This window comes from Saccharopolyspora sp. NPDC003752 (assembly GCF_053605825.1).
Genome location: NZ_JBSGJZ010000003.1, coordinates 1 through 24081, shown reverse-complemented (window position 1 = coordinate 24081; position 24081 = coordinate 1). Strand labels below are relative to the sequence as shown.

The 24081-nt window shown below is 72.4% G+C and carries 22 protein-coding genes; 9 read left to right on the top strand and 13 right to left on the bottom strand.

What is annotated here, in order from left to right; genetic code table 11:
- The first annotated feature begins 189 nt into the window (after nucleotides 1-189).
- Nucleotides 190-1527, top strand: a complete 1338-nt coding sequence (locus tag ACWEV3_RS05260) for an APC family permease (protein WP_452612682.1) — start codon at nucleotides 190-192, stop codon at nucleotides 1525-1527.
- Nucleotides 1528-1635: 108 nt separating this feature from the next.
- Here ACWEV3_RS05260 and ACWEV3_RS05255 read toward each other — a convergent pair whose 3' ends face one another.
- The 4 genes from ACWEV3_RS05255 to def all read right to left on the bottom strand — a co-directional run bounded on the left by ACWEV3_RS05255 (nucleotide 1636) and on the right by def (nucleotide 5080).
- The gene (locus tag ACWEV3_RS05255; protein ID WP_093276771.1) at nucleotides 1636-2094 is read right to left on the bottom strand and encodes a nucleoside deaminase; all 459 of its coding nucleotides are present in this window, start codon (nucleotides 2092-2094) and stop codon (nucleotides 1636-1638) included.
- A 106-nt stretch (nucleotides 2095-2200) separates the two neighbouring features.
- Nucleotides 2201-3613 (bottom strand): RsmB/NOP family class I SAM-dependent RNA methyltransferase, encoded by a 1413-nt coding sequence (locus ACWEV3_RS05250; protein ID WP_452612681.1) that lies wholly within the window; start codon nucleotides 3611-3613, stop codon nucleotides 2201-2203.
- Nucleotides 3610-4533 (bottom strand): methionyl-tRNA formyltransferase, encoded by a 924-nt coding sequence (gene fmt, locus ACWEV3_RS05245; protein WP_358570635.1) that lies wholly within the window; start codon nucleotides 4531-4533, stop codon nucleotides 3610-3612. Before fmt ends, ACWEV3_RS05250 begins: the two co-directional genes overlap by 4 nt.
- 1 nt (nucleotide 4534) lies before the next feature.
- Complete coding sequence (gene def, locus ACWEV3_RS05240) at nucleotides 4535-5080, bottom strand: peptide deformylase (RefSeq protein ID WP_452612680.1); 546 nt, start codon at nucleotides 5078-5080, stop codon at nucleotides 4535-4537.
- Between the two features lie 151 nt (nucleotides 5081-5231).
- Here def and ACWEV3_RS05235 point away from each other — a divergent pair, with 151 nt between their 5' ends.
- Both ACWEV3_RS05235 and ACWEV3_RS05230 read left to right on the top strand, forming a co-directional pair.
- Nucleotides 5232-6125, top strand: a complete 894-nt coding sequence (locus ACWEV3_RS05235; protein ID WP_452612679.1) for a DUF4231 domain-containing protein — start codon at nucleotides 5232-5234, stop codon at nucleotides 6123-6125.
- A 13-nt stretch (nucleotides 6126-6138) separates the two neighbouring features.
- Complete coding sequence (locus ACWEV3_RS05230) at nucleotides 6139-6324, top strand: hypothetical protein (RefSeq protein WP_452612678.1); 186 nt, start codon at nucleotides 6139-6141, stop codon at nucleotides 6322-6324.
- Nucleotides 6325-6364: 40 nt separating this feature from the next.
- On the opposite strand, the gene ggt is transcribed toward ACWEV3_RS05230, so the two are convergent.
- Together ggt and ACWEV3_RS05220 are read right to left on the bottom strand one after the other, a co-directional pair.
- Nucleotides 6365-8158, bottom strand: a complete 1794-nt coding sequence (gene ggt / locus ACWEV3_RS05225; protein ID WP_452612677.1) for a gamma-glutamyltransferase — start codon at nucleotides 8156-8158, stop codon at nucleotides 6365-6367.
- Between the two features lie 204 nt (nucleotides 8159-8362).
- Nucleotides 8363-9958 (bottom strand): putative glycoside hydrolase, encoded by a 1596-nt coding sequence (locus ACWEV3_RS05220; protein ID WP_452612676.1) that lies wholly within the window; start codon nucleotides 9956-9958, stop codon nucleotides 8363-8365.
- A 185-nt stretch (nucleotides 9959-10143) separates the two neighbouring features.
- Here ACWEV3_RS05220 and ACWEV3_RS05215 point away from each other — a divergent pair, with 185 nt between their 5' ends.
- Nucleotides 10144-11163, top strand: a complete 1020-nt coding sequence (locus ACWEV3_RS05215; protein ID WP_452612675.1) for a polysaccharide deacetylase family protein — start codon at nucleotides 10144-10146, stop codon at nucleotides 11161-11163.
- 38 nt (nucleotides 11164-11201) lie between these two features.
- Here the strand turns inward: ACWEV3_RS05215 and ACWEV3_RS05210 are convergent, their stop codons facing one another.
- Nucleotides 11202-11600 (bottom strand): iron chaperone, encoded by a 399-nt coding sequence (locus ACWEV3_RS05210; RefSeq protein WP_452612674.1) that lies wholly within the window; start codon nucleotides 11598-11600, stop codon nucleotides 11202-11204.
- A gap of 25 nt (nucleotides 11601-11625) precedes the next feature.
- On the opposite strand from ACWEV3_RS05210, the gene ACWEV3_RS05205 reads away from it, so the two are divergent.
- A complete protein-coding gene (locus ACWEV3_RS05205; RefSeq protein WP_452612673.1) occupies nucleotides 11626-12081 on the top strand; it encodes a GNAT family N-acetyltransferase in 456 nt (151 codons plus the stop codon).
- Nucleotides 12082-12245: 164 nt separating this feature from the next.
- On the opposite strand, the gene ACWEV3_RS05200 is transcribed toward ACWEV3_RS05205, so the two are convergent.
- Entirely contained in the window at nucleotides 12246-14273 is a 2028-nt protein-coding gene (locus ACWEV3_RS05200; protein WP_452612672.1) for a primosomal protein N', read from the bottom strand.
- Nucleotides 14274-14562: 289 nt separating this feature from the next.
- On the opposite strand from ACWEV3_RS05200, the gene lysA reads away from it, so the two are divergent.
- Together lysA and ACWEV3_RS05190 are read left to right on the top strand one after the other, a co-directional pair.
- Nucleotides 14563-15882 (top strand): diaminopimelate decarboxylase, encoded by a 1320-nt coding sequence (gene lysA / locus ACWEV3_RS05195; RefSeq protein WP_452612671.1) that lies wholly within the window; start codon nucleotides 14563-14565, stop codon nucleotides 15880-15882.
- Nucleotides 15883-16014: 132 nt separating this feature from the next.
- Complete coding sequence (locus ACWEV3_RS05190) at nucleotides 16015-17100, top strand: LacI family DNA-binding transcriptional regulator (protein ID WP_452612670.1); 1086 nt, start codon at nucleotides 16015-16017, stop codon at nucleotides 17098-17100.
- Here ACWEV3_RS05190 and ACWEV3_RS05185 read toward each other — a convergent pair.
- The 4 genes from ACWEV3_RS05185 to ACWEV3_RS05170 form a co-directional block, all read right to left on the bottom strand.
- Nucleotides 17044-17754, bottom strand: a complete 711-nt coding sequence (locus ACWEV3_RS05185; protein WP_452612669.1) for a TSUP family transporter — start codon at nucleotides 17752-17754, stop codon at nucleotides 17044-17046. The two genes, ACWEV3_RS05190 and ACWEV3_RS05185, sit on opposite strands and share 57 nt — an antisense overlap.
- 301 nt (nucleotides 17755-18055) lie before the next feature.
- Nucleotides 18056-19405 carry an amidohydrolase family protein gene (locus ACWEV3_RS05180; protein WP_452612668.1) on the bottom strand — a complete coding sequence of 450 codons (1350 nt, stop codon included), beginning with the start codon at nucleotides 19403-19405 and terminating at the stop codon, nucleotides 18056-18058.
- Between the two features lie 4 nt (nucleotides 19406-19409).
- Nucleotides 19410-20729, bottom strand: coding sequence for a uracil-xanthine permease family protein (locus ACWEV3_RS05175; RefSeq protein ID WP_452612667.1), 1320 nt, complete (start codon nucleotides 20727-20729; stop codon nucleotides 19410-19412).
- A gap of 249 nt (nucleotides 20730-20978) precedes the next feature.
- Nucleotides 20979-21938, bottom strand: a complete 960-nt coding sequence (locus tag ACWEV3_RS05170) for a helix-turn-helix transcriptional regulator (protein ID WP_452612666.1) — start codon at nucleotides 21936-21938, stop codon at nucleotides 20979-20981.
- A 61-nt stretch (nucleotides 21939-21999) separates the two neighbouring features.
- Here ACWEV3_RS05170 and ACWEV3_RS05165 point away from each other — a divergent pair, with 61 nt between their 5' ends.
- Nucleotides 22000-22710: an SDR family oxidoreductase gene (locus ACWEV3_RS05165; protein ID WP_452612665.1), complete on the top strand. Its 711-nt coding sequence runs from the start codon at nucleotides 22000-22002 to the stop codon at nucleotides 22708-22710.
- A 60-nt stretch (nucleotides 22711-22770) separates the two neighbouring features.
- The gene (locus tag ACWEV3_RS05160) at nucleotides 22771-23229 is read left to right on the top strand and encodes a tRNA (cytidine(34)-2'-O)-methyltransferase (RefSeq protein WP_452612664.1); all 459 of its coding nucleotides are present in this window, start codon (nucleotides 22771-22773) and stop codon (nucleotides 23227-23229) included.
- A 6-nt stretch (nucleotides 23230-23235) separates the two neighbouring features.
- On the opposite strand, the gene ACWEV3_RS05155 is transcribed toward ACWEV3_RS05160, so the two are convergent.
- Complete coding sequence (locus ACWEV3_RS05155) at nucleotides 23236-23934, bottom strand: YwaF family protein (protein ID WP_452612663.1); 699 nt, start codon at nucleotides 23932-23934, stop codon at nucleotides 23236-23238.
- Between the last annotated feature and the right edge of the window lie 147 nt (nucleotides 23935-24081).

Here is a 24081-nt window from a genome sequence, read left to right as displayed (position 1 = left end):
GCGGTTGCCGGTCCAGCCTCGGTGCGGAACCGTGCAAGGTCAACCATCGCGGGCGCCGCGTTGTTCCGGCCGGGCCCGGGGCGTGCTTTGATCGGGCATCCCATCCTCGCAACCCGCAGCGCCGCGGGTTCTCGGGCGTTTCCTGCCCCGGGGAACCCGCACATCGAGTTCGGAGACAGGTGTTCTGCTATGACCACTACTTCCGCGGAGGGGTTGCAGCGGCGGCTGTCGCTTCGCGACCTGATCGTTTCCGGCCTGCTGTTCATCGGGCCGCTCGCGCCCGTCGGCGTCTTCGGCGTGCTCGACGCGCGCAGCGGCGGCGCGGTGGCGCTGGTCTACGTCGTCGCGACCGTGGCCATGGCGTTCACCGCGTGGTCCTACGCGCGGATGTCGGCGGCGGTGCCGAAGGCCGGTTCGGTGTTCGCCTACGCCTCGGCGGGCCTGGGGCGGGCGCCCGGTTTCGTGGCCGGGTGGATGATCATGCTGGACTACCTGTTCATCCCGAGCGTGGCGTCGCTGTTCGTCGGCATCGCGACGAACTCGCTGGTGCCGCAGATCCCGGTGTGGCTGGCGACCGGGCTGGCGATCGTCGTCGTGACGGCGCTGAACCTGACCGGCGTCAAGGTCGCGGCGATCGTCGGCACGGTGGTGCTGGTGGTGGAGATCGTGCTGCTCGCGGTGTTCGTGGTCGCCGCGCTGGTGGTGCTGGCCACCGAGGGTCCGGCCCGGCCGTGGCTGTCTCCGCTGACCGGGGTGGGCGCGTTCGCGCCGCTGGCCGTGCTGGGCGCGGTGTCGGTGGCGGTGCTGTCGTTCCTCGGCTTCGACGCGATCGCGTCGTTCGCCGAGGAGAACACCGGATCGTCCCGCCAGGTCGGCCGGGCGCTGCTGTTCTGCCTGGCGCTCAGCGGCGTGCTGTTCTTCGTGCAGACCTACCTCGCCTCGCTGCTGAACCCGCTGACGCCGCAGGAGCTGGCGCTGGACGCGGACGCGCAGGACTCGGCGTTCTACGACATGCTGCGGGCCTCGCTGGGCGGCTGGCTCGCGGTGGCCGTGACGGCGGTGAAGGCGGTCGCGCCGGCGTTCTCGGCGATGGTGGCGCAGGCGGCGGTGAGCCGGCTGCTGTTCGGCATGGCGCGGGACGGCCAGATGCCCGCGGCGCTCGGCCGGGTGGACCGGCGGGCGCACGTGCCGCGCAACGCGACGCTGCTGGCCGCGGTGGTGACGCTGATCGTGTCGGTGTGGGCGGCGTCGGCCGAGGACGGGCTGGAGGTCCTGTCGTCGATGGTGACGGTCGGGGCGTTGACCGCGTTCGTCCTGCTGCACGCCTCGGTGATCGGCTACTTCGCGGTGTCCGGGCGGGAACGCCGGGTGTCCACTGTGGTCGTCCCGGTCGTCGGCGCCCTGATCGCGGTGGTCGTGCTGGCCACGGCGAGCCCGCTGGCGCTGACGGTGGGAGCGGTCTGGCTGGTGATCGGCCTGATCGCCTACTTCGCCCGCCGCCGGACCGCCGGAGCGGCCCCGGAGTAGCCGAGGCCGCTCCGTTTCCGCGGGTCAGGCCCCGTGCGTGTTTTGTGCTGCTATACCGACACAAAGCACGCACGGGCAGCCACCAGCGAAAGCGGAGCGAACACGGAGTCAGTCCGCGTCCTCGCCGATGTCCTCGTACCAGAGGCGCGGGTTGGCCTCGATGAAGTCGGCCATCAGGCGGGTGCACTCCGGGTCGTCGAGGAGCACGATCTCGACGCCGTTCTCGGCGAGCCAGTCGTGGCCGCCGTGGAAGTTCCGGGCCTCGCCGACGACGACGCGGCCGATCCCGAACTGGCGCACCAGTCCGCTGCAGTACCAGCACGGCGACAGCGTGGTCACCATCGTCGTCCCGGCGTAGGAGCGCTGCCGCCCCGCGTTGCGGAAGGCCGCCGTCTCGCCGTGCACCGACGGATCGTCGTCCTGCACCCGGCGGTTGTGCCCGCTGCCCAGCACCTGCCCGTCGGCACCGATCAGCGCCGCGCCGATGGGGATCCCGCCCTCGGCGAGCCCGGCCTTCGCCTCCGCGACCGCGACGGCCAGCCACCGCCGGTAGTCCTCTTCGGACACAACGCACCCCTTCCGCAATGCATCGCGAGTGGCAATGGTCGCTATTACAGGCTCCGCTCGTGAGCGGAAATGGCCGCGATAGCGACCACTTCCGCTCACGACATCGTCACACCCGAAACAGGGCGCAGAACATCGCGTCGGTGCCGTGGCGGTGCGGCCACAGCTGGACGCCCGGCCCGTCACCCAGGTCCGGCACGTCCGGGAAGTACTCGCGCGCGTCCAGCTGCGTGACGCCGGTGCGGCGCACGACGTCGGACACCACGCCCTCGGTCTCCGGCAGGTGCGGCGAGCACACGACGTACGCCACCACGCCGCCCGGACGGGTCAGCTTGATCGCCGACAGCAGCAGCTCGCGCTGGAGCTTCGTCAGATCGCCGACGTCCGACGGCTGCCGCCGCCACCGCGCCTCCGGGCGGCGCCGCAGCGCGCCCAGCCCGGTGCACGGCGCGTCCACCAGCACGCGGTCGAAGCCCGGCTCCAGGCCCGGGTCGCGGCCGTCGGCGACGTGCACCGACACCGACAGCCCCTCGGTGGCCTTGCGCACCAGGTCCGCGCGGTGCGGCGCCTGCTCGACGGCGTCGAGCGAACCGCCGTCGAGGGTGATCAGCGACCCGAGCAGGTTCGCCTTGCCGCCCGGGCCCGCGCACAGGTCCAGCCAGCGCAGGTCCGGCCCCTCGACCTCCGGCCGGGTCACCGCGAGCGCCACCAGCTGGCTGCCCTCGTCCTGCACGGCGGCGAAGCCCTCCCGCACCGGTTCCAGGTCGCCGGGGTCGCCGGCGCCGGCCTCCAGCCGCACGCCGTAGGGCGAGTACGGCGCCGGGTCGCCGCCGGTGATCGCGGCGAGCTCGTCGGCGCTGATCTCGCCCGGGCGCGCGGTCAGGTGCACCGCGGGCCGGGCGTCGTCGGCGGCCAGCGCCGCCTCCAGCTCGTCGGGGCCGAGCGCGTCGGCGAAGGCCTGCGCGATCCACCTCGGGTGCGCGTAGCGCATCGCGAGGTGGCCGACCGGGTCCTCCTCGCGCGGCGGGGCGACCTTGTCGACCCAGCCCTGCTCGTCGAGTTCGGCGGCGCGGCGCATCACGGCGTTGGCGAAACCGGCCAGCTTGGAACCGCCTTCGAACCGCACGATGTCCACAGTGGACGCGACGGCGGCGTGCGCCGGGATCCGGGTGCGCAGCAGCTGGTAGACGCCGAGGCGCAGCGCGTCGAGCATCTTCGGGTCCAGCTCGGCCAGCGGCCGGTTGCTGCAGTCGTCGATGACGGCGTCCAGCAGGCCCTGCGCGCGGCAGGCGCCGTAGGTCAGCTCGGTGGCCAGCGCGGCGTCCCGGCCGCTGATGCGGCGCTGCTTGAGCAGCGGCGGCAGCGCCAGGTTCGCGTACGCGTCGCGCTCCCGCACCGCGCGGAGCGTCTCCACCGCGGCCAGGCGGGCCGGGTCGACGTCCACCGGCCGGGCCGGGCCGGACTTGCGCTGCGGCGGGCGGGCCTTGGCCGGCCTCGACGGCCGGCGGCGGCGATCGTTCACTTGAGCCGTTCTCCTTGCTCGATGCGGGTCCCGCGGGCCCAGTCCGTGGCGGCCATCCGCTTCTTGCCCGCCGCCTGCACCTCGCCCAGCGCGACCGCGGACGTCCCGGTGCCGACCAGCACCCGCCGCCGCTCCACCCGGATCTCCCCGGGCGGCAGCTCGTCCTCGACGACGGACACCGGGCCGAGCTTGAACCGCTCGTCGCGCAGCAGCGCCCAGGCGCCCGGGTCCGGGGTGACCGACCGGATCAGCCGGTCCACGGCGGTGGCCGGTGCGGCGAAGTCGACCTTGGCGTCCTCGACGGTCACCTTCGGCGCGTAGCTGATGCCGTCGCCGGGCTGTTCCTCGGCGCGGAGCGTGCCGTCCTCGATGCCGTCCAGGGTGGCCGCCAGCAGCCCGGCGCCGGAAACCGCCAGCCGGTCCAGCAGCTCACCGGCGGTGTCGGTGGCGCGCACCTCCTCGGTGACCACGCCGTAGACCGGGCCGGCGTCCAGCTCGCGCACCAGCCGGAAGGTGCTGGCCCCGGTGATCTCGTCGCCGTGCCGGATGGCCGCCTGCACCGGGGCGGCGCCGCGCCACGCGGGCAGCAGCGAGAAGTGCAGGTTCACCCAGCCGAACTTCGGGATGGCCAGCGCCTTCTCCCGCAGCAGCGCGCCGTAGGCCACCACCGGGCAGCAGTCGGGGGCCAGCTCCGCGAGCCGCTCCAGGAAGTCCGGTTCGGATGCGCGCGCGGGCGTGAGCACCTCGATGCCGTGCTCGTCGGCGAGCGCGCCGACCGGCGAACGCAGCAGCTTTCGACCGCGGCCGGCGGGAGCGTCCGGCCTGGTGATCACCGCGGCGACCTCGTGGCGGCCGGAGTCCAGCAGCGCCTGCAGCGCGGGCACGGCGGGAGCGGGGGTTCCGGCGAAGACCACGCGCATGTCAGCGACCCCCGAACAGCGGGTGCGGGCTTTCCTTGATCACCGGCGCGTTGCCGTCGAACCACTCGGCCTTGCGGATCTCGCGCATCGCGGCCTTGCGGGTCTGCTCGTCGAGCCGGTCGATGAACAGCACGCCGTCCAGGTGATCGGTTTCGTGCTGGATGCACCGGGCGAGCAGGTCGGTGCCCTCGACCTCGACCGGTTCGCCGTGCATGTTCCAGCCGCGGGCCACCACGTTGCGGGCGCGCAGGCAGTCCCAGTACATGCCGGGGATGGACAGGCAGCCCTCCTGGCCGAACTGATCCTCGTCGTCGATCGCGGTCCAGGTGGGGTTGATCAGGTGCCCGGCGAACCCGTCGCAGTGGTAGGTGAAGACCCGCAGGCCGACGCCCAGCTGCGGCGCGGCCAGCCCGGCACCGCCCTGGTCCTCCATGGTGTCCCACAGGTCCTGGACGAGGGTGCGCAGCTCCTTGTCGAAGTCGACCACCTCGTCGGCTTTGGTGCGCAACACGGGGTCGCCGAAGAGTCTGATCGGCTGGACGGTCACATGGGCTCCCTGGCACGTCGACGACTGACGGACCCGACGAGTCTAGTCGTCACCCGGCCCGGACCGGCCGCGCGGGAGTTCCGCTGGAATGGCCGCTTTCGGAGCGGTCCTCCGCCACGATTCACTGGGAGACCCGAGTCACGGAGCGTGCATGTCGAGTACCGAACAGCTTCAAACCCTGACCCCGGACGATTACCCGGGCCTGTTCCAGGCGGCCGACGGGGCCTCGGTGCACCAGCAGCGCACCTTCCTGCGGGCCGTCCGCTCCCGGCTGGTGCTGACCGTTTCGGCCGCGACGTTCGCCGCGTTCGCGCTGCGCATCGGCGACTCCCGGATCGATCTGTTCGCGGTGGGCACCGCGCTGGCGTTCGTCGGCGCGATGGTGATCGAGCTGGCCATCGTGGGCACCCGGCCGGACAAGGTCTGGTACGAGGGGCGCGCGCTCGCGGAGTCGGTCAAGACCTTGACCTGGCGCTACGTCTCGGGCGCCGCGCCGTTCCCGGCGGACTCCGAGCGGCCCGACGACGAGTTCACGGATCGCATCCGCATCCTGCAGCACGACATGCCGAAGGTTCCGCTGCTGCCGAGCACGGCGTCGACGATCACCGCCAAGATGCGGGCGATGCGCGCGACGCCGCTGGCCGAGCGCAAGGAGGCCTACCTGGTCGGCCGGGTGCTCGATCAGCAGGACTGGTACGCGAACAAGGCGCGCTTCCACCAGCGCAGCGCGCGGGTCTTCCGGACCACGATGCTGATCATGGAGGTGGTGGGCGTCGCGGGCGCGCTGGCCAAGGCGTTCGGGGTGGTCGACTTCGACCTGGCGGGCATCGTGGCCGCGACGGTCTCGGCGTTCGCGGCGTGGACGGCCACCCGCCAGCACAGCGCGACGGCCACGGCGTACGTGGTGGCCTCCCACGAGCTGGCGGTGGTCCGCAACCTGCTCGACCGGGACCTGGACGAGCAGCAGTGGTCGGCGGCGGTGGTCGACGCCGAGTCGGTGATCAGCCGCGAGCACACCATGTGGCACGCCAACCGGACCCGCTGACGGCGTGCGGCCGGTGTTGACCGGAACCGGCGACCTCGTGGTTGCGGCGACCGGCGAACCTCGGGTGTGGGCGGTCCGCCCGGACTGCTGGCTGGCGGCCCTCTGCGCCACGGGCGCCGGCGAGCTCCAAGAACCGGAACGCACCCAGTTCCTCGCGGGCATCGAGGTGCCGCCCGCGTGCCCCGCCGAACCCGGCTGACCCTCCCCGGAGTCAGCGCCCCGGGGAGGGTTGCCGTGCTTCAGCGCGCCGGGACGACCACCGCTGCCGCGCCGCCGCCGCGGCGCTCGCGCTCGGCCGCCGCGATCCAGCGGCCGTCGGGCAGTCGCTCAACGCCCGTCGCCGAGCCGATCTCACCGGTCGTCTTGAACTGGTGGCCGATGGCCTTCAGCTTCTCCGCCTCCGGCTGGGCCAGGAAGCCCGGCTCCGCCTCGGTCTGCGCCGAGTTGCGCTGCGACGCCCGGGGCTCCGCGATGGCGTCCACCAGGGACAGGCCGCGGTCCAGGCGGCCGGTGAGCACCTGCAGGACGGTGGTGATGATCGTCGCGCCGCCCGGGCTGCCCGCCGCCAGCAGCGGCTTGCCGTCCTGCAGCACGATCGTCGGGCTCATCGAGCTGCGCGGGCGCTTGCCCGGGCCCGGCAGGTTCGGGTCCGGCTGGCCCGGGGTGACCGGCGTGAAGTTGAAGTCGGTCAGCTCGTTGTTCAGCAGGAATCCGCGGCCGGGCACCACGATGCCGCTGCCGCCGGTCTGCTCGATGGTCAGCGTGTAGGCCACCACGTTGCCCCAGGCGTCGGCCACGGTCAGGTGCGTGGTGTTCGGGCCCTCGTAGGGCTCGGCGCCTTCGGCGGTGCCCGCCTGGCAGCCCTGCGGGTTGCGCGGGTCGCCGGCCGCGACCGGGGTCTGCAGCACGGCGTCGTCGCTGATCAGGCAGGCCCGGGAGGCTGCGAACTCCGCGCTGAGCAGTTCTTCGGTGGGCACGTCGTTGAACTCCGGGTCACCCACCCAGCGGTTGCGGTCGGCGAAGCCGATCTTGCTCGCTTCCAGGAACCGGTGCAGGTACGCGGTCTTGTCGCCGTCGGAGAGGTCGGTGCGCTCCAGGATCTTCAGCGCCTCGCCGACGGTCGTGCCGCCCGAACTGACCGGCGCCATGCCGTAGACGTCGAGGCCGCGGTAGTTCAGGTGGGTCGGCGCCTGCTCGTTGACGCCGTAGTCGCCCAGGTCGTCGGCGGTCATGCCGCCGGGGCGCACCTGGCGGTTCGCTGCCGGGTCGGCCGGCGGGTGGTTGACCGTCTTGACGACGTCCGCGCCGATCTCGCCGTGGTACAGCGCGTTGATGCCCCTGGTGCCCAGGGTGCGGTAGGTGTCGGCGAGGTCGGGGTTGCGCAGGACGCTGCCGACCTCGGGGGGCTTGCCGCCGGGCAGGAACAGGTCGCGAGTCGCCGGGAACGCGCTGAAGCGCTCCTGGTTCTCGGCGGTCTGCTGGCGGAACGTCTCGTCGACGACGAAGCCCTTGCGCGCCAGCTGCTCGGCCGGGCGCAGCACCTCGGAGAGGTCCTTGGTGCCCCATCGGTCCAGCGCCGCCTGCCAGGTCATCGGGGTGCCCGGCACGCCGACGCCGAGCCCGCTGGTGACGGCCTCGTCGAACGGGATCGGCTTGCCGTTCTCCAGGAACGAGTCCTCGCGGACGCTGGCGGGCGCGGTCTCGCGCCCGTCGATGGTCTCGACCGCGCCGGTCTTCGCGTCGTAGTGCACGAAGAAACCACCGCCGCCGACGCCTGCCGAATACGGCTCGGTGACGCCCAGCGCCGCCGCGACCGCGACCGCCGCGTCGGTGGCCGTGCCGCCGCGCCGGAGCACCTCGATCCCGGCCTGCGTCGCGTACGGGTCGACGCTGGACACGGCGCCTCCGTAACCGACCGCCTCGGCCTGCTTGGGCGGTTCCGGCGGCCCGCCGGGCGCCGCCTGCGCCACCGGCGCGACCAGGGCGCACGACGTGATCGCGGCCAGGGTGAGTCGAACGGGCCTCACGGACATCGCCACCTCCAACATCGACAATGCCGCATACTCTGCCCAGTCTGCGCCCCCGATACAACTGCCCCACGGCAAGCTTCTGCCGTGCTGGCGGGAGGTTCCGCGAAAAGTTCGCGAGCCCGGCCGCAACGCCGGTTCCGGACGACGTTTTCGCGCGAAACCGGCGATCGCCCTCGCGCAGGGCACCGGTTTCGCGCGAAACCACCGCTAGCCGGCCGGGCCCAGGGCCGCGTCGTGGTAGCGGCAGTTGGCGGCCCACAGCAGGAACGAGTTCATGCCGTTGGCCCGCGCCCCGTCGATCTGCGCCGACACCTCCGCCGGGCCGTAGGAGACGCCGAGGCTGAAGTCCTGCAGCCACGGGATGATCTGCACGTCGGTGCCCTCGACCGCCTTTGCGAACGCCGCCAGCGAGCGCGCCACGATGTCGTAGGGCTGGGAGTTGGGGTTGCCGACGCCGAACTCCCCCGGGCCCCAGTGCGACGGGTAGACCATCGGCGAGATGTAGTCGACGTACCGCGAGATCTGCCGGATGTCCTGGGCGATCTCGGTGGGCCGGTCGACCGAGATGCCGAACACCGACGCGCCCAGCAGCGCGCCCCGCGACCGGACCTCCGGCTGGGTCTGCCGCAGGAAGTCGGCGATCGCGGCCTCCGGCGTGGTGGTCAGGCCGGGGATGCGCATCTGCTCGATGTGCCCGTCGGGCCGCCGCACGTAGTCGTAGAGGACGTCGTCGAAGCCCAGCGCGGCGGCCTCGGCGGCGATGTCGATGTTGTACCGGGTGACCACGGGGTCGGCGAAGTTGGTGAACGCGTAGCTGCCGTAGGCGCCGCTGGTCCAGGGCCGGCCGTCGGCGGTCTGCACCACCCGCTCCGGGTGCCCGCCGTTCCAGGACGCCGCGCCCAGCACGGGATCCTTGAAGGCGACCAGTCTGCCGACCACCCGCACGCCCATGCCGTGCAGCTGGTCAAGCACCTGCCGGGCCGGGTAGTAGCCCTTGACGGCGCCGATCTGGTGCGCCATCGGCACCGCTGAGTCGTAGACGACCTCGCCGCTCTCGTCCTTGAGGTCCAGCTCGATGGTGTCGATCTTGCCCTGCCGGGCCATCGCGAGGATCGGTTCGCGCAGCGAGTCACTGGTCCAGGCCAGTCCGGTGAGGTGCACCGCTCGCATCCCTGGATGTCTGATGTGGACGGTCAGGGTCTTCTCCGCGCGGTTGCCCGCCGCGTCGGTCGCGACCACCTGGACCTCGCGGTCGGGCCGGTCGACGACCGCGCTGAACCCGCCCTGCGGATCCGGCGCCACGACCCGCCCGGCCACGGTGACCTGCGTGGCGCCCTGCACCGCGCCGACGACCGTCACCGGGCGGTTCGGCCCGTCCGGCCGCAGCGAGTCCTCGACCTGCAGCGCCGGCGGCGAACTGTCCACTGTGAACGTACGAGTGGTGGTGTCCGAACCGAACCAGGACGGGCTGCGCGGCACCACGACGCGCAGCTCGTGCGGCCCGTCCGGCAGGTCCGCCGCCTGCACCGCGCGGGCGCCCTGCCGGTCCGCCGTGGAGACCTCGCGGCCGTCCAGCAGCACCTGCACGCCATCGGCCGCACCGGAGCGGATCTGGATCGAACCCACCTCGGCGGGCGCGATCGGGCGGTCCGGCAGCCCGGACAACTCGACGTCCTCTGTGGACATCGATCTCACCAGCAGGAAGCCCAGGAACAGCAGCGCGATGGCGCCCGCCCCGAACAACGCGAATCTGTCGGCCCGCACCTTCTTGGCGCGGGCCGCACCGGAATCAGCATCCGACATCGCTTTCGCCTCCCCGACTTTCAGGCGAACTCGCGCGGCTGCACGAAATTCGTGCGTGATCAAGTTGGAGCCGGCCGACGACCGGCCGTTCCACCTTCGCAGCCGTGGAGCGGAAGATCAATGACCACTTGGAGTATCCCCAGCGGGAAATCCGGTCTCTACCGTTGGAGGAGATGCGATCAGCAGTGCGGAAAATTCGCGCCGGCGTCGTGGTGACGGCGGCGGCCCTGCTCGCGGCCTGCGGCACCGGGCAAGGCGGCGAGATCGTCCCACCCCAACCCAACGCGGTCGTCAGACCGCCGGACCCCGTCCCCCGCCCGACGCCGGAATCGGTGCGGGCGAACGAGCTCGGCGACGTCCCGGTGCTCATGTACCACCGGATCACTCCGACGCCGCGCAGCGTCTACGACCGCAGCCCGGAGGACTTCCGAGCGGAACTGGAGCGGCTCGCCGCCGAGGACTACGTGCCGGTGACGGCGACCGAGTACGCCACGGGGCGGTTCGACATCCCGGCCGGGAAGCACCCGGTGGTGCTCACCTTCGACGACGGCTCGATCAGCCAGTTCACATTGGACGGTGCGGGAGAACCGGCGGCGGGCACCGCGATCCGCATCCTGCTGGACGTCGCCGCAGCGCATCCCGGGTTCCGCCCGGTGGCGACCTGCTACGTGAACAACCCGCCGTTCGAGGAGCCCGGCGGCCGGCGCGGCCTCGGCTGGTTGCACGAGCACGGCTTCGAGATCGGCAACCACACGCTCGACCACGAGAACCTGGGCCGGGCTTCCGAAGCCGAGGTGCGGCACCAGATCGCCGGGATGCAGCGGCTCATCGCGGACGCCGTGCCGGGCGCGCAGGTCCGGTCGATCGCGCTGCCGCTGGGCGTGCACCCGGACGACGAGCGCCTCGCGGGCGACGGCTCGGCGGACGGCGTCGCCTACCACTACGACAGCGTCATGCTGGTCGGCTCGAATCCCGCGCCGTCGCCGTGGTCGGCCGATTTCGACCCGGCGAACGTGCCCCGAATCCGTTCCCAGGGCCCGGCCGGGCAGGACGCGCAGTACGGCTCGGCGGCGTGGCTGGACAAGCTCGCCGCGGACCCGGGCCGCCGCTACACCTCGGACGGCGACCCGGACCGGATCTCCGCCCCGGCGGGCGGGAGCGCCGAGCCTTCGGCGGCGGTCGGCGACCGGCTCTACCGGTACTGACCCCGCCGCACGCGGTGTCCGCGCGCCATCCGACCGGTTCAGCAGGCCTGGCCCCGGGTGGCCGCCGTCGCGCGCAGCAGCTCGCGGATCAGGTCGAAGTCGATCGCATCGACCTTGCGGAAGCGCAGGCAGCCCTTGCCCATGTCGTGCCCGGCGAGCCGCTGCGCGAAGGCGTCCCGGACATCGGTGCGCAAGAGGTAGAAGGAGATGTACTGCTTCTGGCTGGCAAAGGCGATCTCGGCGGTGCCGTCGCGCTGGTACGCGGGCATCCCGTAGGCCATGACCTCGTCGAACCCGGCCAGCTCGGCCCGGCACAGGGCCCGGATCCCGGCCAATGCCTCCCGGCGTGCCACCGGAACCTCGGCCAGGTAGCCGTCCACGTCGGCAGCCGAACTGCGCACCATGGCCATTCGGCGGAACAGGTGGGTTGTGCGCATCGGAGGGCTCGTCGACCATGAAGCCATGGTCGATCTTCGGGAAGCGCGGTTGTCGGATGCTGCCGCGCTGGCGGACTTGGCGCGGCGGGCTTATTCCCCTTACACCGAGCGGATGGATCGCCTTCCGGCCCCGATGATCGCCGATTACTCCGAGGCCGTTCGCACGCACCAGGTGTGGGTCGCCGAGGACGGCGATCGCATCTTGGGGATGCTGGTGCTCGTGCCGGAGGGCGACGTGATGCTGCTGGAGAACGTCGCGGTGCATCCCGATGCCCAGGGCCGCGGCGTCGGACGGGACCTGCTGGCGCTGGCCGACCGGGAGGCCGCACGGCAGCGGATGACCGAGATCCGCCTGTACACCAACGAAGTCATGACGGAGAACCTCGCCTACTACCCGAGGCACGGTTACGTGGAAACGGGCCGCGCCGAGCAGGACGGCTACCGCCGGGTCTTCTTCCGCAAGCCGGTCGGCCGAGGCTGATCAGCAGTACCTCGCGGCCTCGGCCGTCAGCTCTTCGGCAACGAGTGCTCGTGGGCCATCGGGCTGGAAATCCGCGTCCAGGCTGATGGCTGCCCGTGAGCGTTTTGGGGCGCTATTGCGACACAAAGCACGCACGGCCCCGTGATCAGCGGAAACGGTGGTCCCTACAGCATTTCCAGCGGGTCGAGGCGGACCTGGAGCTCGGCCGCTTTGCGGGCCGCCCGGATCGCTTGGGCCGCGTGCAGCGAGCTCGCCAGGGCGCGGCCTTCGGACCGGTCGACGCGGACGATCAGGCGTTCCCGCTCGGAATTGCCGTCCTCGTCGACCGCGCCGAGCGGCACCGGGCCGAGGATCTCCGCCGACATCGGCAGATCCGCCGAGTCCAGCAGCGCCTCGATGGCCTCCGGGGTGCCGTCGACGGCCGCGACCCGGCGTGTCGGGGGGAAGCCGAGCTCGGCGCGCTCGGCGAGTTCCAGCGAGGCGTACCACGCCGGATCCCAGCGCACCAGCGCCTGCACCGGCTGCAGCGACGAGTCGGCCATGACCACCACTCGCCCACCGTCGCGGGCGGGCCGGACCAGCGCGGCGGCCGCGAACCACAACCGAAGCGCCGTCTCGGCGGAGCGGAGCTCGGGGCGGCCCAGCAGGGTCCGGCCGTCCAGCAGCAGCGCGGCGCCGTAGCCGCCTTCGGCGACCGGCTCGGCGCCGGGAGTGCACACGACCAGCGCGGGCTTCGCGGGCACCGCGGCCAGGATCTCGCCGGCTCCGGAGGTCCGCACCGGCACGTTGCTGAACGCCCGCCCGAGCTCCTCCGCGGTGCGGCTGGCGCCGACCGCTACGGCACGCAGCCGCCGCGAGCCGCACGAGCCGCACTTGAACGCCGCTTCCGCGGCTCCGCACCAGCTGCACGCCGCCGGCTTCGGCGCTCCGCCTTCGCTGCCTCCCGGCAGCGCCAGCGGCCCCGCGCACCGCCGGCACCTCGCCCGCTCGCGGCAGTCGCCGCACGCGAGCGCCGGCACGTAGCCGCGCCGCGGCACCTGCACCAGCACCGGCGCTCCCGCGCCGAGCGCGGCTCGCGCCGCTTCGAACGCCACCGAGGGCAGCCGCGCTGCGCGGGCCGCCGGGTCCCGCGCCAGCTGGGTGTCGTCTTCGCCGATCGCGGTCACCCGCGGCGCCGCTGCCCGCACGTCCGTGCGGTGCGCGACGAGTTCGTGCGCCCAGCCCGATTCGGCCAGCAGCGCCGCTTCGGCGGTGCGGGCGAAGGCTCCGACAATCAGCGCCGCGCCCGCCGCGTGCGCGCGCTGGTTCAGCACGTCGCGGGTGTGCGGGTAGGGCACCTGCGGGTAGCTGTGCAGGTCGTCGCCGTCGTCCCACACCGCCGCGAAGCCCAGGTCGTGGACGGGCGCGAACATCGCCGCGCGGGTGCCGATCACGACGCGCGCCGCGCCGCGCAGCACCGCCAGCCAGCGGCGGTAGCGCTTCGACGGGGCGAGGTCGGCGGCGAGGGCGACGACGCCGTCCTCGCCGAGCAGCGCGGTGCAGGCGTCCTCCAGCCGCTGGAGGTCCCGGTGGTCGGGGACGACGATCAGCGCGCCGCGCCCGGCCGCCGCTGCCGTGGCGGCCGCTTCGGCCAGCCGGGCGGGCCAGTCCTCGCCGGGCAGCGCCTGCCAGACCGCGCGGGCCGACCGCCCCGCGTGCACCGCGTCCAAAAAGGACGGTCCGTGCTGGTAACGGGCCCACGCCCCGGCCTCGGGCCGCGGCGGCGGCGGGCCGGGTTCGCGGGGCGCCGATTTCTCGGCACCGGCGTGCCGGGGCGGGATCGCCAGGCGCACCACGTCCGCGAGCATGCCGCCGTAGCGGGTGGCCACCGCGCGGGCCACCTCCAGCAGCTCCGGGGTCAGCACCGGTTCCGGCGACGGGACCCGCTCGACCCAGGACAGGGTGCCCTGGAAGTCGGTGGTCTCGTTGCGTTCCAGCAGGTAGCCGTCGACCAACTTGCCCCGGAAGCGCACCCGCACCCGGCAGCCCGGGACCGCGTCGGCGTCCAGCCGGTCGGGCACCAGGTAGTCGAACGGCCGGTCCAGGTGCACCGGCAGCGGAACGTCGACGAGCACGCGGGCCACCGGGCGGGTCTCCGCCGCGGTCCGCTCTGCCGTCGCCCCCTTCCGCTTCCGGGGTTGTGCACCTGCCATGCCTCTTCTCTACCAGAGCACCCGGACGCGCCTGTCAACAGCGCGTCAGAACGGGCGAGCCGGGCGTCAGGACCGCGCCCGGAACCACCTCGACCCCGGCCGACCGGGCGTAGGCATGAGTAGCCCTGTGTCAACCCGAGTCCTCCTCAACCGCACCTCAGGGGAACGTGACGCGAACCAGCCACGAGAAACTGCGAAACGCGGGATCGAGCTGGACGCAACCACAACTGTGAAACGCGGAGAGGCGGGACTGCCATGACATCCACCGCCGAGCGCTGAGGAAGTCGCCGTGACTCTTGCCGAACTCCTGCCCACCTTCCGCCACAGCCTGCCCAAGAAGCTGCCCGGTTCGATCTGGCCGGAGGGCGCCGTGGCGCTGCCCTCCGGCGACGTGACGGTCGGTGGCGTCTCGCTCACCGAGCTCGCCGAACGGTTCGGCACCCCCGGCTACGTGCTGGACGTGCAGGCGGTCCGCGCCCGGTGCCGCGCGTACCGCTCGATGGACGCCGAGATCGCCTTCGCGGGCAAGGCGTTCCTGTGCCGCCGGATGGCCCGGCTGCTCGCCGAGGAAGGCATGTCGCTGGACGTCTGCTCCGCGGGCGAGCTCGCCACCGCGCTCGCCGCGGCCTTCCCGGCGGAGCGGATCTTGTTGCACGGAAACGCGAAGACCGACCGGGAGCTGCGGACCGCGGCGAACGCCGGGGTCGGGCGCGTGGTGGTGGACTCGCTGCCGGAGATCGACCGGGTCGTCGGCGCGCAGGACGTCCTGGTCCGGGTCACGCCGGGCATCGACGGGCACACGCACCGCGCGGTCGCCACCGGAGTGGAGGACCAGAAGTTCGGGCTCTCGCTGGCCGGTGGCCAGGCCGCGGCGGCGGTGGCGAAGGTCCTGCAGCGGCCCGAGCTGCGGCTGGTGGGCCTGCACTGCCACCTGGGCTCGCAGATCTCCGAGGTGGCCGGCTACGAGGAGGCGGTGCGGCGGCTGACGGCGTTCCTGGCCGAGATCGCGGTGCGCCACGGGATCACGTTGCCGCAGCTCAACATCGGCGGCGGGCACGCGGTGGCGTACCGGCCCGGCGATGCCGAGTTCGACCTGCCCGGCTTCGCCGCCCGCATCCCGCGGGTGCTGCACTACGAGTGCCGCAAGCACGGTCTCGTCGTGCCGCGGCTGACGCTGGAGCCGGGCCGGGCGATCGTGGCGCGCGCCGGGATCACGCTGTACCGGGTCGTGACGGTGAAGCACGGCAGCAACCGGACCTTCGTCGCGGTGGACGGCGGGTTCAGCGATAACCCGCGCCCGGAGCTCTACGGCTCGCGCTACGCCGCGCGGCTGATCGGCCGGGTCGGCGAAGCGCGGGAGCGCGCGATGAGCGTCGTCGGCCGCCACTGCGAGGCCGGTGACGTGCTGATCCCGGACGCGGTGCTGCCCGTCGACATCCGCGCCGGCGATCTGCTGGCCGTGCCGTGCACTGGCGCTTACCACCACTCGATGGCCTCGACCTACAACATGGTGGGCCGGCCCCCGGTGGTCGCGGTGGACGACGGCGCGGCCGAACCGTGGGTCCGCCGCGAGACCGAAGCGGACCTCCTGAGCCGCGACGTGCCCTGACGCCCGGAACGACGGGAGCTGGGGTTTCCCCTGGTCAGGACCCGTGAGTACTTTTGGGTGCGATAGCGACCGAAAATACTCACGGGTCCTGACCTGGCCGGACGTAGACCCGGTCGGGCAAGATCCGCCGGGGTGCCCGAGCGTGAGGAGATGGTGATGCCGGGAGCGGCGCGGCCGACGATCGCCGACGTGGCACGGGCGGCCGGGGTGTCCCGGACGACGGTGTCCCACGCGCTCAACGGGATCGGCAAGGTCGATCCGCGGACGCGGGAGCGGGTGGCGAAGGTCGCCGCCGAGCTCGGCTACCACCCGAGCCTGCGCGCGCAGCGGCTGCGCCACGGCCAGTCCCGGACCATCGGCCTGGTGTCGTCGATGCCGGTCGCGGTGGCCGGTGGCCCGTCCCGGCTGGGCTTCTTCATGGAGGTCGCCGCGGCCGCCGCCGAGACCTCGCTGCTGCACGGGTATGCGCTGGTGCTGGTCCCGCCGGTGGAGTCCGGCACGCCGCTGGACTCCCTGGACATCGACGGCGCGATCGTCGTCGAACCCGACGAGGACGACCCGGCGACCAAGCGCCTGCAGTCCCGCGGCGTGCCGATCGTGACGCTGGCCAGGCAGCCGGGCACCGATCTCCCCCACGTCGACCTGCGGGCCCGGCTGGTGGGGCGGCTGCTGCTGGACCACCTGCGCGAGCAGGGCGCCCGCCACATCGCCCTGCTCGTCGGCAGCAGCCACCGCAACTCGTACGTGGACGCGATCGACGCCTACCGGGAGTTCGCCGACCGCCACGGGATGGCGCCGCTGATCGTCACGGCCGACGAATCCGGCGGCGAGGAGGCCGGGTGCAATTCCGCCTCGGCGCTCATGGCGGAGCATCCGGAGGTCGACGCGATCTGCGCGACCGTCGACGCTTTCGCCGTGGGCGTGGTGCGGGCTCTCACCGACCACGGGCTTCGCGTCCCGGCGGACGTCATGGTGGCGACCCGCTACGACGGTCTGCGCGCCCGAACCTGCACGCCCGCGCTCACCGCCATCGACCTGCACCTCGGGCAGGCCGCAGCCGGTGCCGTCGAACTCCTGCTGGCCAATCTCAAGCAGGAGACCACTCCGCAGGTGATCACCAACCCGGAGCCCGTCCTGATCGCGCGCCGTTCGACGATGCGCTCACCCGGCGAACAGCAGCACGGCGCCGGAGACGATCGCGAACAGCTGCACCAGTAGCCGCATCAACGGGCCGTCGAGGCGGTGGTGCACGAACCGGCTCAGCGCCGCGCCGACCGCCAGCGCCGGCAGCAACAGCAGCGCGGGCCACAGCTGTTCGGGTGCGACCTTGCCGGTGGCCAGCAGCACCACCAGCGAAATGACCTCGCCTGCGATGAAGCAGACCGCGACCGTCGAACGCAGCACCGCGGCCGGCCGGTGCTGGTACACGAGCGCCAGCGGCGGTCCGCCCACGCCGGTGGCCGTCTCGGTGATGCCGGTGATCGCCCCGGCGGCGAGGAACGCGCCCCGGCCGGGCGTGAACTTCGGCGCGATCAGGGTCACCACCGCCGCCAGCACGGTCGAACCGCCGATGAGCAGGTTCAGCTGGCCCACCGGGACCGCCACCAGCACCCACAGCCCGCCGAAGGTCCCGGCGAACCGCCCGGCGGTGATCCACCCGGCGCCGACCTTGTCCAGGCTGCCGCGTTCGCGCCCGGCGATGTAGAGGTTGAGCGGGATCATCAGCACCAGCAGGAAGACCGGCAACAGCGACGGCTCCACCAGCCCGACCACCGGCGCGACGATGAGCGCGAACCCGACTCCGGTGGCGCCTTGCACGAACGCCGCCACGGCGACGGCGAGCGCCATCAGCGCCAGCACCGCGACGCTCATGGCAGTTCCGCCTCTCCGCGCTTCACAGTTCCGCCTCTCCGCGTTTCACAGTGGTGGTTGCGTCCGGGATCAATCCCGCGTTCCGCAGTTTCCTGTGGCTGGATTACGTCACGTTCCCCTGAGGTGCGGCTGAGCAGAACCGGAGCTGACACAGGGCTGCTCATGGCAGTTCCGCCTCTCCGCGACTCACAGTGGTGGTTGCGTCCGGGATCAATCCCGCGTTCCGCAGTTTCTCGTGGCTGGTTCGCGTCACGTTCCCCTGAGGTGCGGTTGAGCAGAACCTGGGCCGACACAGGGCTGCTCATGCCCGCCCTCCGACGCGCGAGCGGTGCTTGACTGACGCTGGGTGGATCCGGCGCAGCGGCGCCCGCTCCACCACCTCGCGCGCCATCTTCGCAGCCTGCGCAACGAGTTCCGGTCCGTCCCAGTCGATCGGCCAGCCGCGCCACAACCGCAGCCTGCCGCCGACGAACACGGCGGCGATCTGATCGCGGTTGGCCAGCCGGACCAGCTCCCAGACCAGGTCCCAGGACGGGCACAGCTCCGGGACCCGCAGGTCCATCACGAGGAAGTCCGCGGCCCGGCCGGCGGCGATCTCGCCGGTGAATCCGCCCAGCCCCACCGCGTCGGCACCGAGCGACGTCGCGTGCTCCAGCCAGGTCCAGCCGCCACCGCACGAGGAATCACCGCTGGCCAGGCCGAATCCCAGCCGCTGCGCCAGCTCGGCGGCGTCCACCAGGCGGAAGGCGTCGCCGCGGGTGCCGTCGGTGCCGAGCCCGAAGCGCACCCCGAACACCGACAGCAGCTCGGCGGGCGCGACCGCATTCCCCTTCCACCCGCTCGCAACCGGGTTGTAGCTGATCGCCGAGCCTGTGTCGGCGAGCAGCCGCACCTCGGTCGGGGTCAGCAGCGTGGCGTGCGCCGCGAGGACCTGCGGCCCCAGCGCTCCGATCTCGTGCAGGTGCTCCAGCGGCCGGCGCCCGTGCGCTTCGAGCGACCGCTCGACGGAGGCCAGGTGCTCGTTGACGTGGATCTGGAACACCGCCCCCGCCTCGGCGCACAGCCGCGACACGTCCCGCAGCACGCCGTCGGGCGCGGCCTCCGGGATCGGGATCGCCAGCGACGGGTGGACCAGCGGCGAATCCGCCCAGCGCGCGAGGTGCTCCTCGTCCGGACCGTCGCACACCCGCCCTAGCACGCAGCGGATCCCGGCGTCCTGGGTCGCCGCGGCGACCACCCCGACGTCGACCGGCGCTCGGGTGCCCGCCTCGGCAACGGTGGTGAACCCGCCGCGAAGTGCTTCCAGCGCAGCGAGTTTCGCCGCGACGTAGGCGTTCTCCTCGGTCAGCGCGCCCTCCAGCGGCACCCAGATCCGGCGGAAGATCTCCGACGGCTCGCCGAAGGCCAGCGACTTGCCGAAGCTCTGCGTCAGGTGGTGGTGGGCGTCGACGAAACCCGGCATCAGCAACCGGCCGTCCAGCCGGACCGGGTCGAGTTCCCGGTGCGCCGCAACGACTTCCGCCGCGGGGCCGACCGCGCGGAACACGCCGTCGGCGACGACCACGGCGTGGTCGCGGACCGGCCCGTCGGGCAGCAAGAGGAACTCCGGCAGCAGCAGGACTTCGGCGGCATCGAGCAGTTCTCGGTTCACGATCTCACTTTTCCGTTGTGGTGGAAGTGGTCGGGCGGCGGAGGTAGTGGAACGCGATGTTCAGCCCCACCGCCACGAAGGCGCCGACGGCGACGCCGCTGTCGAGGAAGGTGCTCAGGCTCGACGGCAACCGGTCGTACACGCCCGGCACGAGGATCGGCAGCAGCCCGAAGGCGAGCGCCACCGCGCAGATCACCGAGTTCGCGTGGTCGGCGAGGTCGACCTGGCGCAGCAGCTGGATCCCGAGCACGGTGATGACCGCGAACACGACGATCGCGGTGCCGCCGACCACGGCGGCCGGAATCCCGTTGATCACCTCGGCGATCGGGGTGATCACGCCGATGACCACCAGCACCACCCCGGCGACCGCCGTCACGTAGCGGCTGCGCACCCCGGTCATCCGGACGATGCCGATGTTCTCGCCGCTGGTCACCATCAGCGAGGTGCCGAAGAAGCCGCCCAGCAGCGAGATCAGCGCGTCGCCGCGGATCGTCCTGGGCACGTCGCGGCGGGGGTCGATCTCCTTGCCGACGATCTCGCCGTTGAGCACGGTCTGACCGGTCGCCTCGGCCATCGACACCAGCGCGAAGACCATCAGCGGCAGGGCGGCGAACAGGCTGAACTCCGGCGCACCGAACGGAAGGGGGTCGGGCAGGTTGAACACGCCGCCCGCGCCCACCTCGCCGAAGCTGGTGGCGCCGAGCAGCACCGCCATGCCGGTACCGGCCGCGAGCCCGAGCACGACCGCCAGCTGCCGCAGCATCCCGGTGAGGAAACGCAGGAACAGCACCGTGAACGCCACGGTGGCGAAGCCGAGCAGCAGGTCGCGGGGGTTGCCGAAGTCCGGGCTGCCGGGCTTGCCGGTGACCAGCAGGCCGCCGACCTTCACCAGGTTCACCCCGACGATCACGATCATGGTGCCGATGACGACGGTCGGGAAGAACCGCAGCAGCCGGGTGAACAGCGGCAGCGCGACGAAGTAGAAGACGCCGGTGAGGATCACGGCGCCGGAAGCCGTGGGCAGGCCGTGCTCCTGGGCGATCGCCAGGAAGAGCACGACCGGTGCGCCGCCGGGCAGCATCACGAACGGCAGCCGGACGCCGAAGCGCCACGGGCCGAACGACTGCAGGAGCGTGCCCAGCCCGGCGAGCACGAACGTCGCGGACAGCAGCTTGATCGTCAGCTCGGGCGTCATGCCGAGCGTCTTGCTGACGAGGAACACGCTGGAGATGGGGGTCGCGGCCATCACGAGCACGTGCTGCAGGCCGAACGGGAGCAGCTTGGCCAGCGGTAGGCGTTGATCGACGGGATGCGGTGTGGACACTGCGGAGCCTCCTCGCGCTGAGTCCGGGCGCTCGCCGACCGCTCCGGCGGTCGGCGCGGGACTGCCCCGGAGGCTTGAGGCGCTGTGAACGCCACGCCCACCACCAGGGCCAAACCGATTTGGCCAATCGATGCGGGAGAGTATTTGCGACACCCTCCGGCGCTGTCAAGACCAACCGCTGGGCCAAGACGTGTTCCTGCTGCTCAAGCACCCGTGAGCACTTCTTGCCGCCATAGCAACGAAAAGCGCTCACGGCTCCGTGAGCGCGCGGGCGTAGCGGTCGGCGAGGCGGCTGGTCGCCGCGGCGAGTTCGGGGGCGTCGAGCACGTCGAAGTCGAGATCGAGGGCGCCGAGGTAGACCGCGAGCAGTTGCGGCGTGTCCGCGCCCGCGTCCAGCAGGCAGGTCCGGTCGTCGATCGGCGCGACGATCCACGTCGTCGGCGGCACCCGCTGCACGACGACCTCCGCGGGCGCGTGCACGCGCACCTGGGCGCGATACGCCCACAACACCGCCGTGACACCGCGCGCGACGTACGCGGCGAAGCCGCCCTCCGGCGGCTCGCGCGGTGTGAAGCGGGGGCCTGCCGGAATGCGGGGCGACAGGCGATCGACGCGGAAGCTCCGCCAGTCCTCGCGGTCGCGGTCCCAGCCGACCAGGTACCAGCGACGACCGGTGCTGACGAGCCGATGCGGCTCGACGGTGCGCAGGCTCGCGACGTCGTCGTGCGCGCGGTAGTCGAACCGCAGCTGCTCGCGGTCCCGGCACGCCCGCGCGATCGCCGTCAGCACGTCGGCGTCGACCACCGGCCCGCCGCCGGGCACCGGCACGGTGTAGGTCTGCAGCGCGTTGACGCGCTGCCGCAGCCGCGCCGGTAGCACCTGCTCCAGCTTGGCCAGCGCGCGAACCGACGTCTCGGCCATTCCCGACACCGTGCCGCTCGCAGCCGTGCGCAGCCCGATCGCCACCGCGACGGCTTCGTCGTCGTCCAGCAACAGCGGCGGCAGCGCCGCTCCCGCGCCGAGCCGGTAGCCGCCCGCCACGCCCGGCGTCGAATGCACGGGATAGCCGAGGCTGCGCAGGCGGTCCACGTCCGCGCGGACCGTCCGGGTGGTCACACCGAGGCGTTCGGCGAGGTCTCCGCCCGGCCAGTCGCGCCGCGCCTGCAGCAGCGACAGGAGGCGGAGCAGGCGAGCCGAGGTCTCCAACATTCGTCCAGTGTCGCCGCGATCGCGGAAGGAAGTCTTCCGCGATCGGCGGGATGGTGTGGCCATGAATCTCCGAGGCAAGACGGCAGTCGTCACCGGTGGCTCGCGCGGCATCGGCCGGGCGATCGTGCGGCGGTTGACGGCAGACGGCGCGGAAGTCCTGTTCAGCTACGCGAAGGACGCGGACGCGGCGAGGGCGGTCGCCGCCGCAACCGGCGCCCGCGCGGTGCGGGCCGACATGGGTGCGGCCGAAGACCTCCAGCGGCTCTTCGACACCGCCGGTGAGCTGGACATCTTGGTCAACAACGCCGGAATCCCCTCCACCACGCCGCTTCTCGACATGTCCGAGGCCGACTACGACCGCGTCATGGCGGTCAACGCGAAGGGAACCTTCCTCGCGATGCAGCACGCGGCGCGGCGGATGGGCGACGGCGGGCGGATCGTCAGCATCTCGACGATGAGCACGGTGTGGGCCAGCCCCGGCGAATCCGCTTATGCGGCGAGCAAAGCGGCCGTCGAGCAGCTCACCCGCGTCGCGGCGAAGGAACTCGGGCCGCGCGGCATCACCGTCAACGCCGTCTCCCCCGGCCCTACCGACACCGACCTGCTGCGCGGCGCCGTCGGCGGCGACGCCCTGGCCGCCACCGCGCAGATGATCCCGCTGGGCAGGCTGGGGCGGCCGGCGGACGTCGCCGACGTCGTGGCTTTCCTGGTCGGCCCGGACGCGCGCTGGATCACCGGGCAGAACCTCCGCGCCACCGGCGGGCTGGTGTGATCGCCCGGTCGGGGGACTCCCCGCGCTGCCGATCCGGAACCCGGTGTGAAACGATTTCGGGTGTTTCACGTGGTCTTCTACCAGCCCGAGATCCCGGGCAACGCCGGCAACGCGATCCGGATGGCGGCCGGTTCCGGCTGCGCACTGCACCTGATCGAGCCCCTCGGCTTCTCCGTGGAGGACGCGAAGCTGCGCCGAGCCGGGCTGGACTACCACGACCGGGCCGCCCTGCACGTCCACCCGGACCTCGAATCGGCCTGGCGGGCGCTGAACCCGCAGCGGGTCATCGCGTTCACCTCGAAGGCCGAGCACTCCTACGAGGCGGTGGCCTACCGGCCGGGCGATGTGCTGCTGTTCGGGCCCGAGTCCACCGGGCTGCCCGAGGACGTGCTCGCCGACGTGACGCTGCGGGTCCGGATCCCGATGCTGCCCGGCATCCGCTCGATGAACCTGGCCAACTCGGCGGCCGTCGCGGTCTACGAGGCGTGGCGCCAGCAGGGCTTCGCGATGCCCTCGTGAGCCCGCTCAGGCCAGCACGGCACGGCGCGGCGCGCGGGTCCACGGCCAGGTCAGCAACGCCCAGGCGGCCAGGCCTACGACCAGCTCGACGCCCAAGTACCACGGCCAGCCGCCCATCACGTCGAGCAGGGAGGGGTTGTCCGGCTTCGCGGTGACGAAGCCGTAGTTGGTGCCCGCCCACGCGTTGAACACCAGCATCGCCGCGCCCCAAGAAACGGTCACCGCAGCCGCGAACCAGTAGCCCCGCCAGGTCGGCCGCACCCCGGCGCCCCAGGTCAGGTAGGCGGCCGCCCAGATGACCAGCAGGTGCTGGCCCCAGAACTCGACGAAGTCGATGGACGGGAAGTCCGGCGCGTCCAGCGCGGGAGTGATCATCGCCTGCGGGGTCAGCGTCAGCCCCCAGTAGTAGAGCAGCGCGCAGGCCTGCGGCCGGTGCGTCCACAACGCGAAGACCGCGACGATCCATGCGAGATCGCAAAGCTGCAGCGGCAGCGATTCGCCGATGTCCCACTGCGCCGGCAACAAGCGATAGGTCAGCGTCACCGCGCCGAACGCCAGGACCACCAGGGCGAAGCCGCGCGTGAAGACCGCGGCGGATCGCGAACCGCGCTGCCGGTGCCCGAAGGCGGCGACCGCCACGGAGCCGACGACGATCAGCGCCATGAGCACCCAGTGCGACGGCCCGTAGGGAACGAAGCGATCCACCGGAAACGGCCCCACTCCCCCAGAGTAAGCACGCCCCCCTCCCAGAGCAGGCACGCAATTTCAATGGAAATCAGAGCTCTGATTTCCATTGAAATTGCGGAAGTTGTCCACAGCCGACGGCGTGTCGGGCCCCGACACGCCGATGGA

Bases quoted from the DNA above. Each gene is read 5' to 3' on its own strand.
- ACWEV3_RS05260 (WP_452612682.1), top strand. From the start codon at position 190: ATGACCACTACTTCCGCGGAGGGGTTGCAGCGGCGGCTGTCGCTTCGC.
- fmt (WP_358570635.1), bottom strand. From the start codon at position 4,533: ATGCGCGTGGTCTTCGCCGGAACCCCCGCTCCCGCCGTGCCCGCGCTG.
- ACWEV3_RS05235 (WP_452612679.1), top strand. From the start codon at position 5,232: ATGTCGAGTACCGAACAGCTTCAAACCCTGACCCCGGACGATTACCCG.
- ggt (WP_452612677.1), bottom strand. From the start codon at position 8,158: ATGTCCGTGAGGCCCGTTCGACTCACCCTGGCCGCGATCACGTCGTGC.
- ACWEV3_RS05220 (WP_452612676.1), bottom strand. From the start codon at position 9,958: ATGTCGGATGCTGATTCCGGTGCGGCCCGCGCCAAGAAGGTGCGGGCC.
- ACWEV3_RS05210 (WP_452612674.1), bottom strand. From the start codon at position 11,600: ATGCGCACAACCCACCTGTTCCGCCGAATGGCCATGGTGCGCAGTTCG.
- ACWEV3_RS05205 (WP_452612673.1), top strand. From the start codon at position 11,626: ATGGTCGATCTTCGGGAAGCGCGGTTGTCGGATGCTGCCGCGCTGGCG.
- ACWEV3_RS05200 (WP_452612672.1), bottom strand. From the start codon at position 14,273: ATGGCAGGTGCACAACCCCGGAAGCGGAAGGGGGCGACGGCAGAGCGG.
- ACWEV3_RS05185 (WP_452612669.1), bottom strand. From the start codon at position 17,754: ATGAGCGTCGCGGTGCTGGCGCTGATGGCGCTCGCCGTCGCCGTGGCG.
- ACWEV3_RS05170 (WP_452612666.1), bottom strand. From the start codon at position 21,938: ATGTTGGAGACCTCGGCTCGCCTGCTCCGCCTCCTGTCGCTGCTGCAG.
- ACWEV3_RS05165 (WP_452612665.1), top strand. From the start codon at position 22,000: ATGAATCTCCGAGGCAAGACGGCAGTCGTCACCGGTGGCTCGCGCGGC.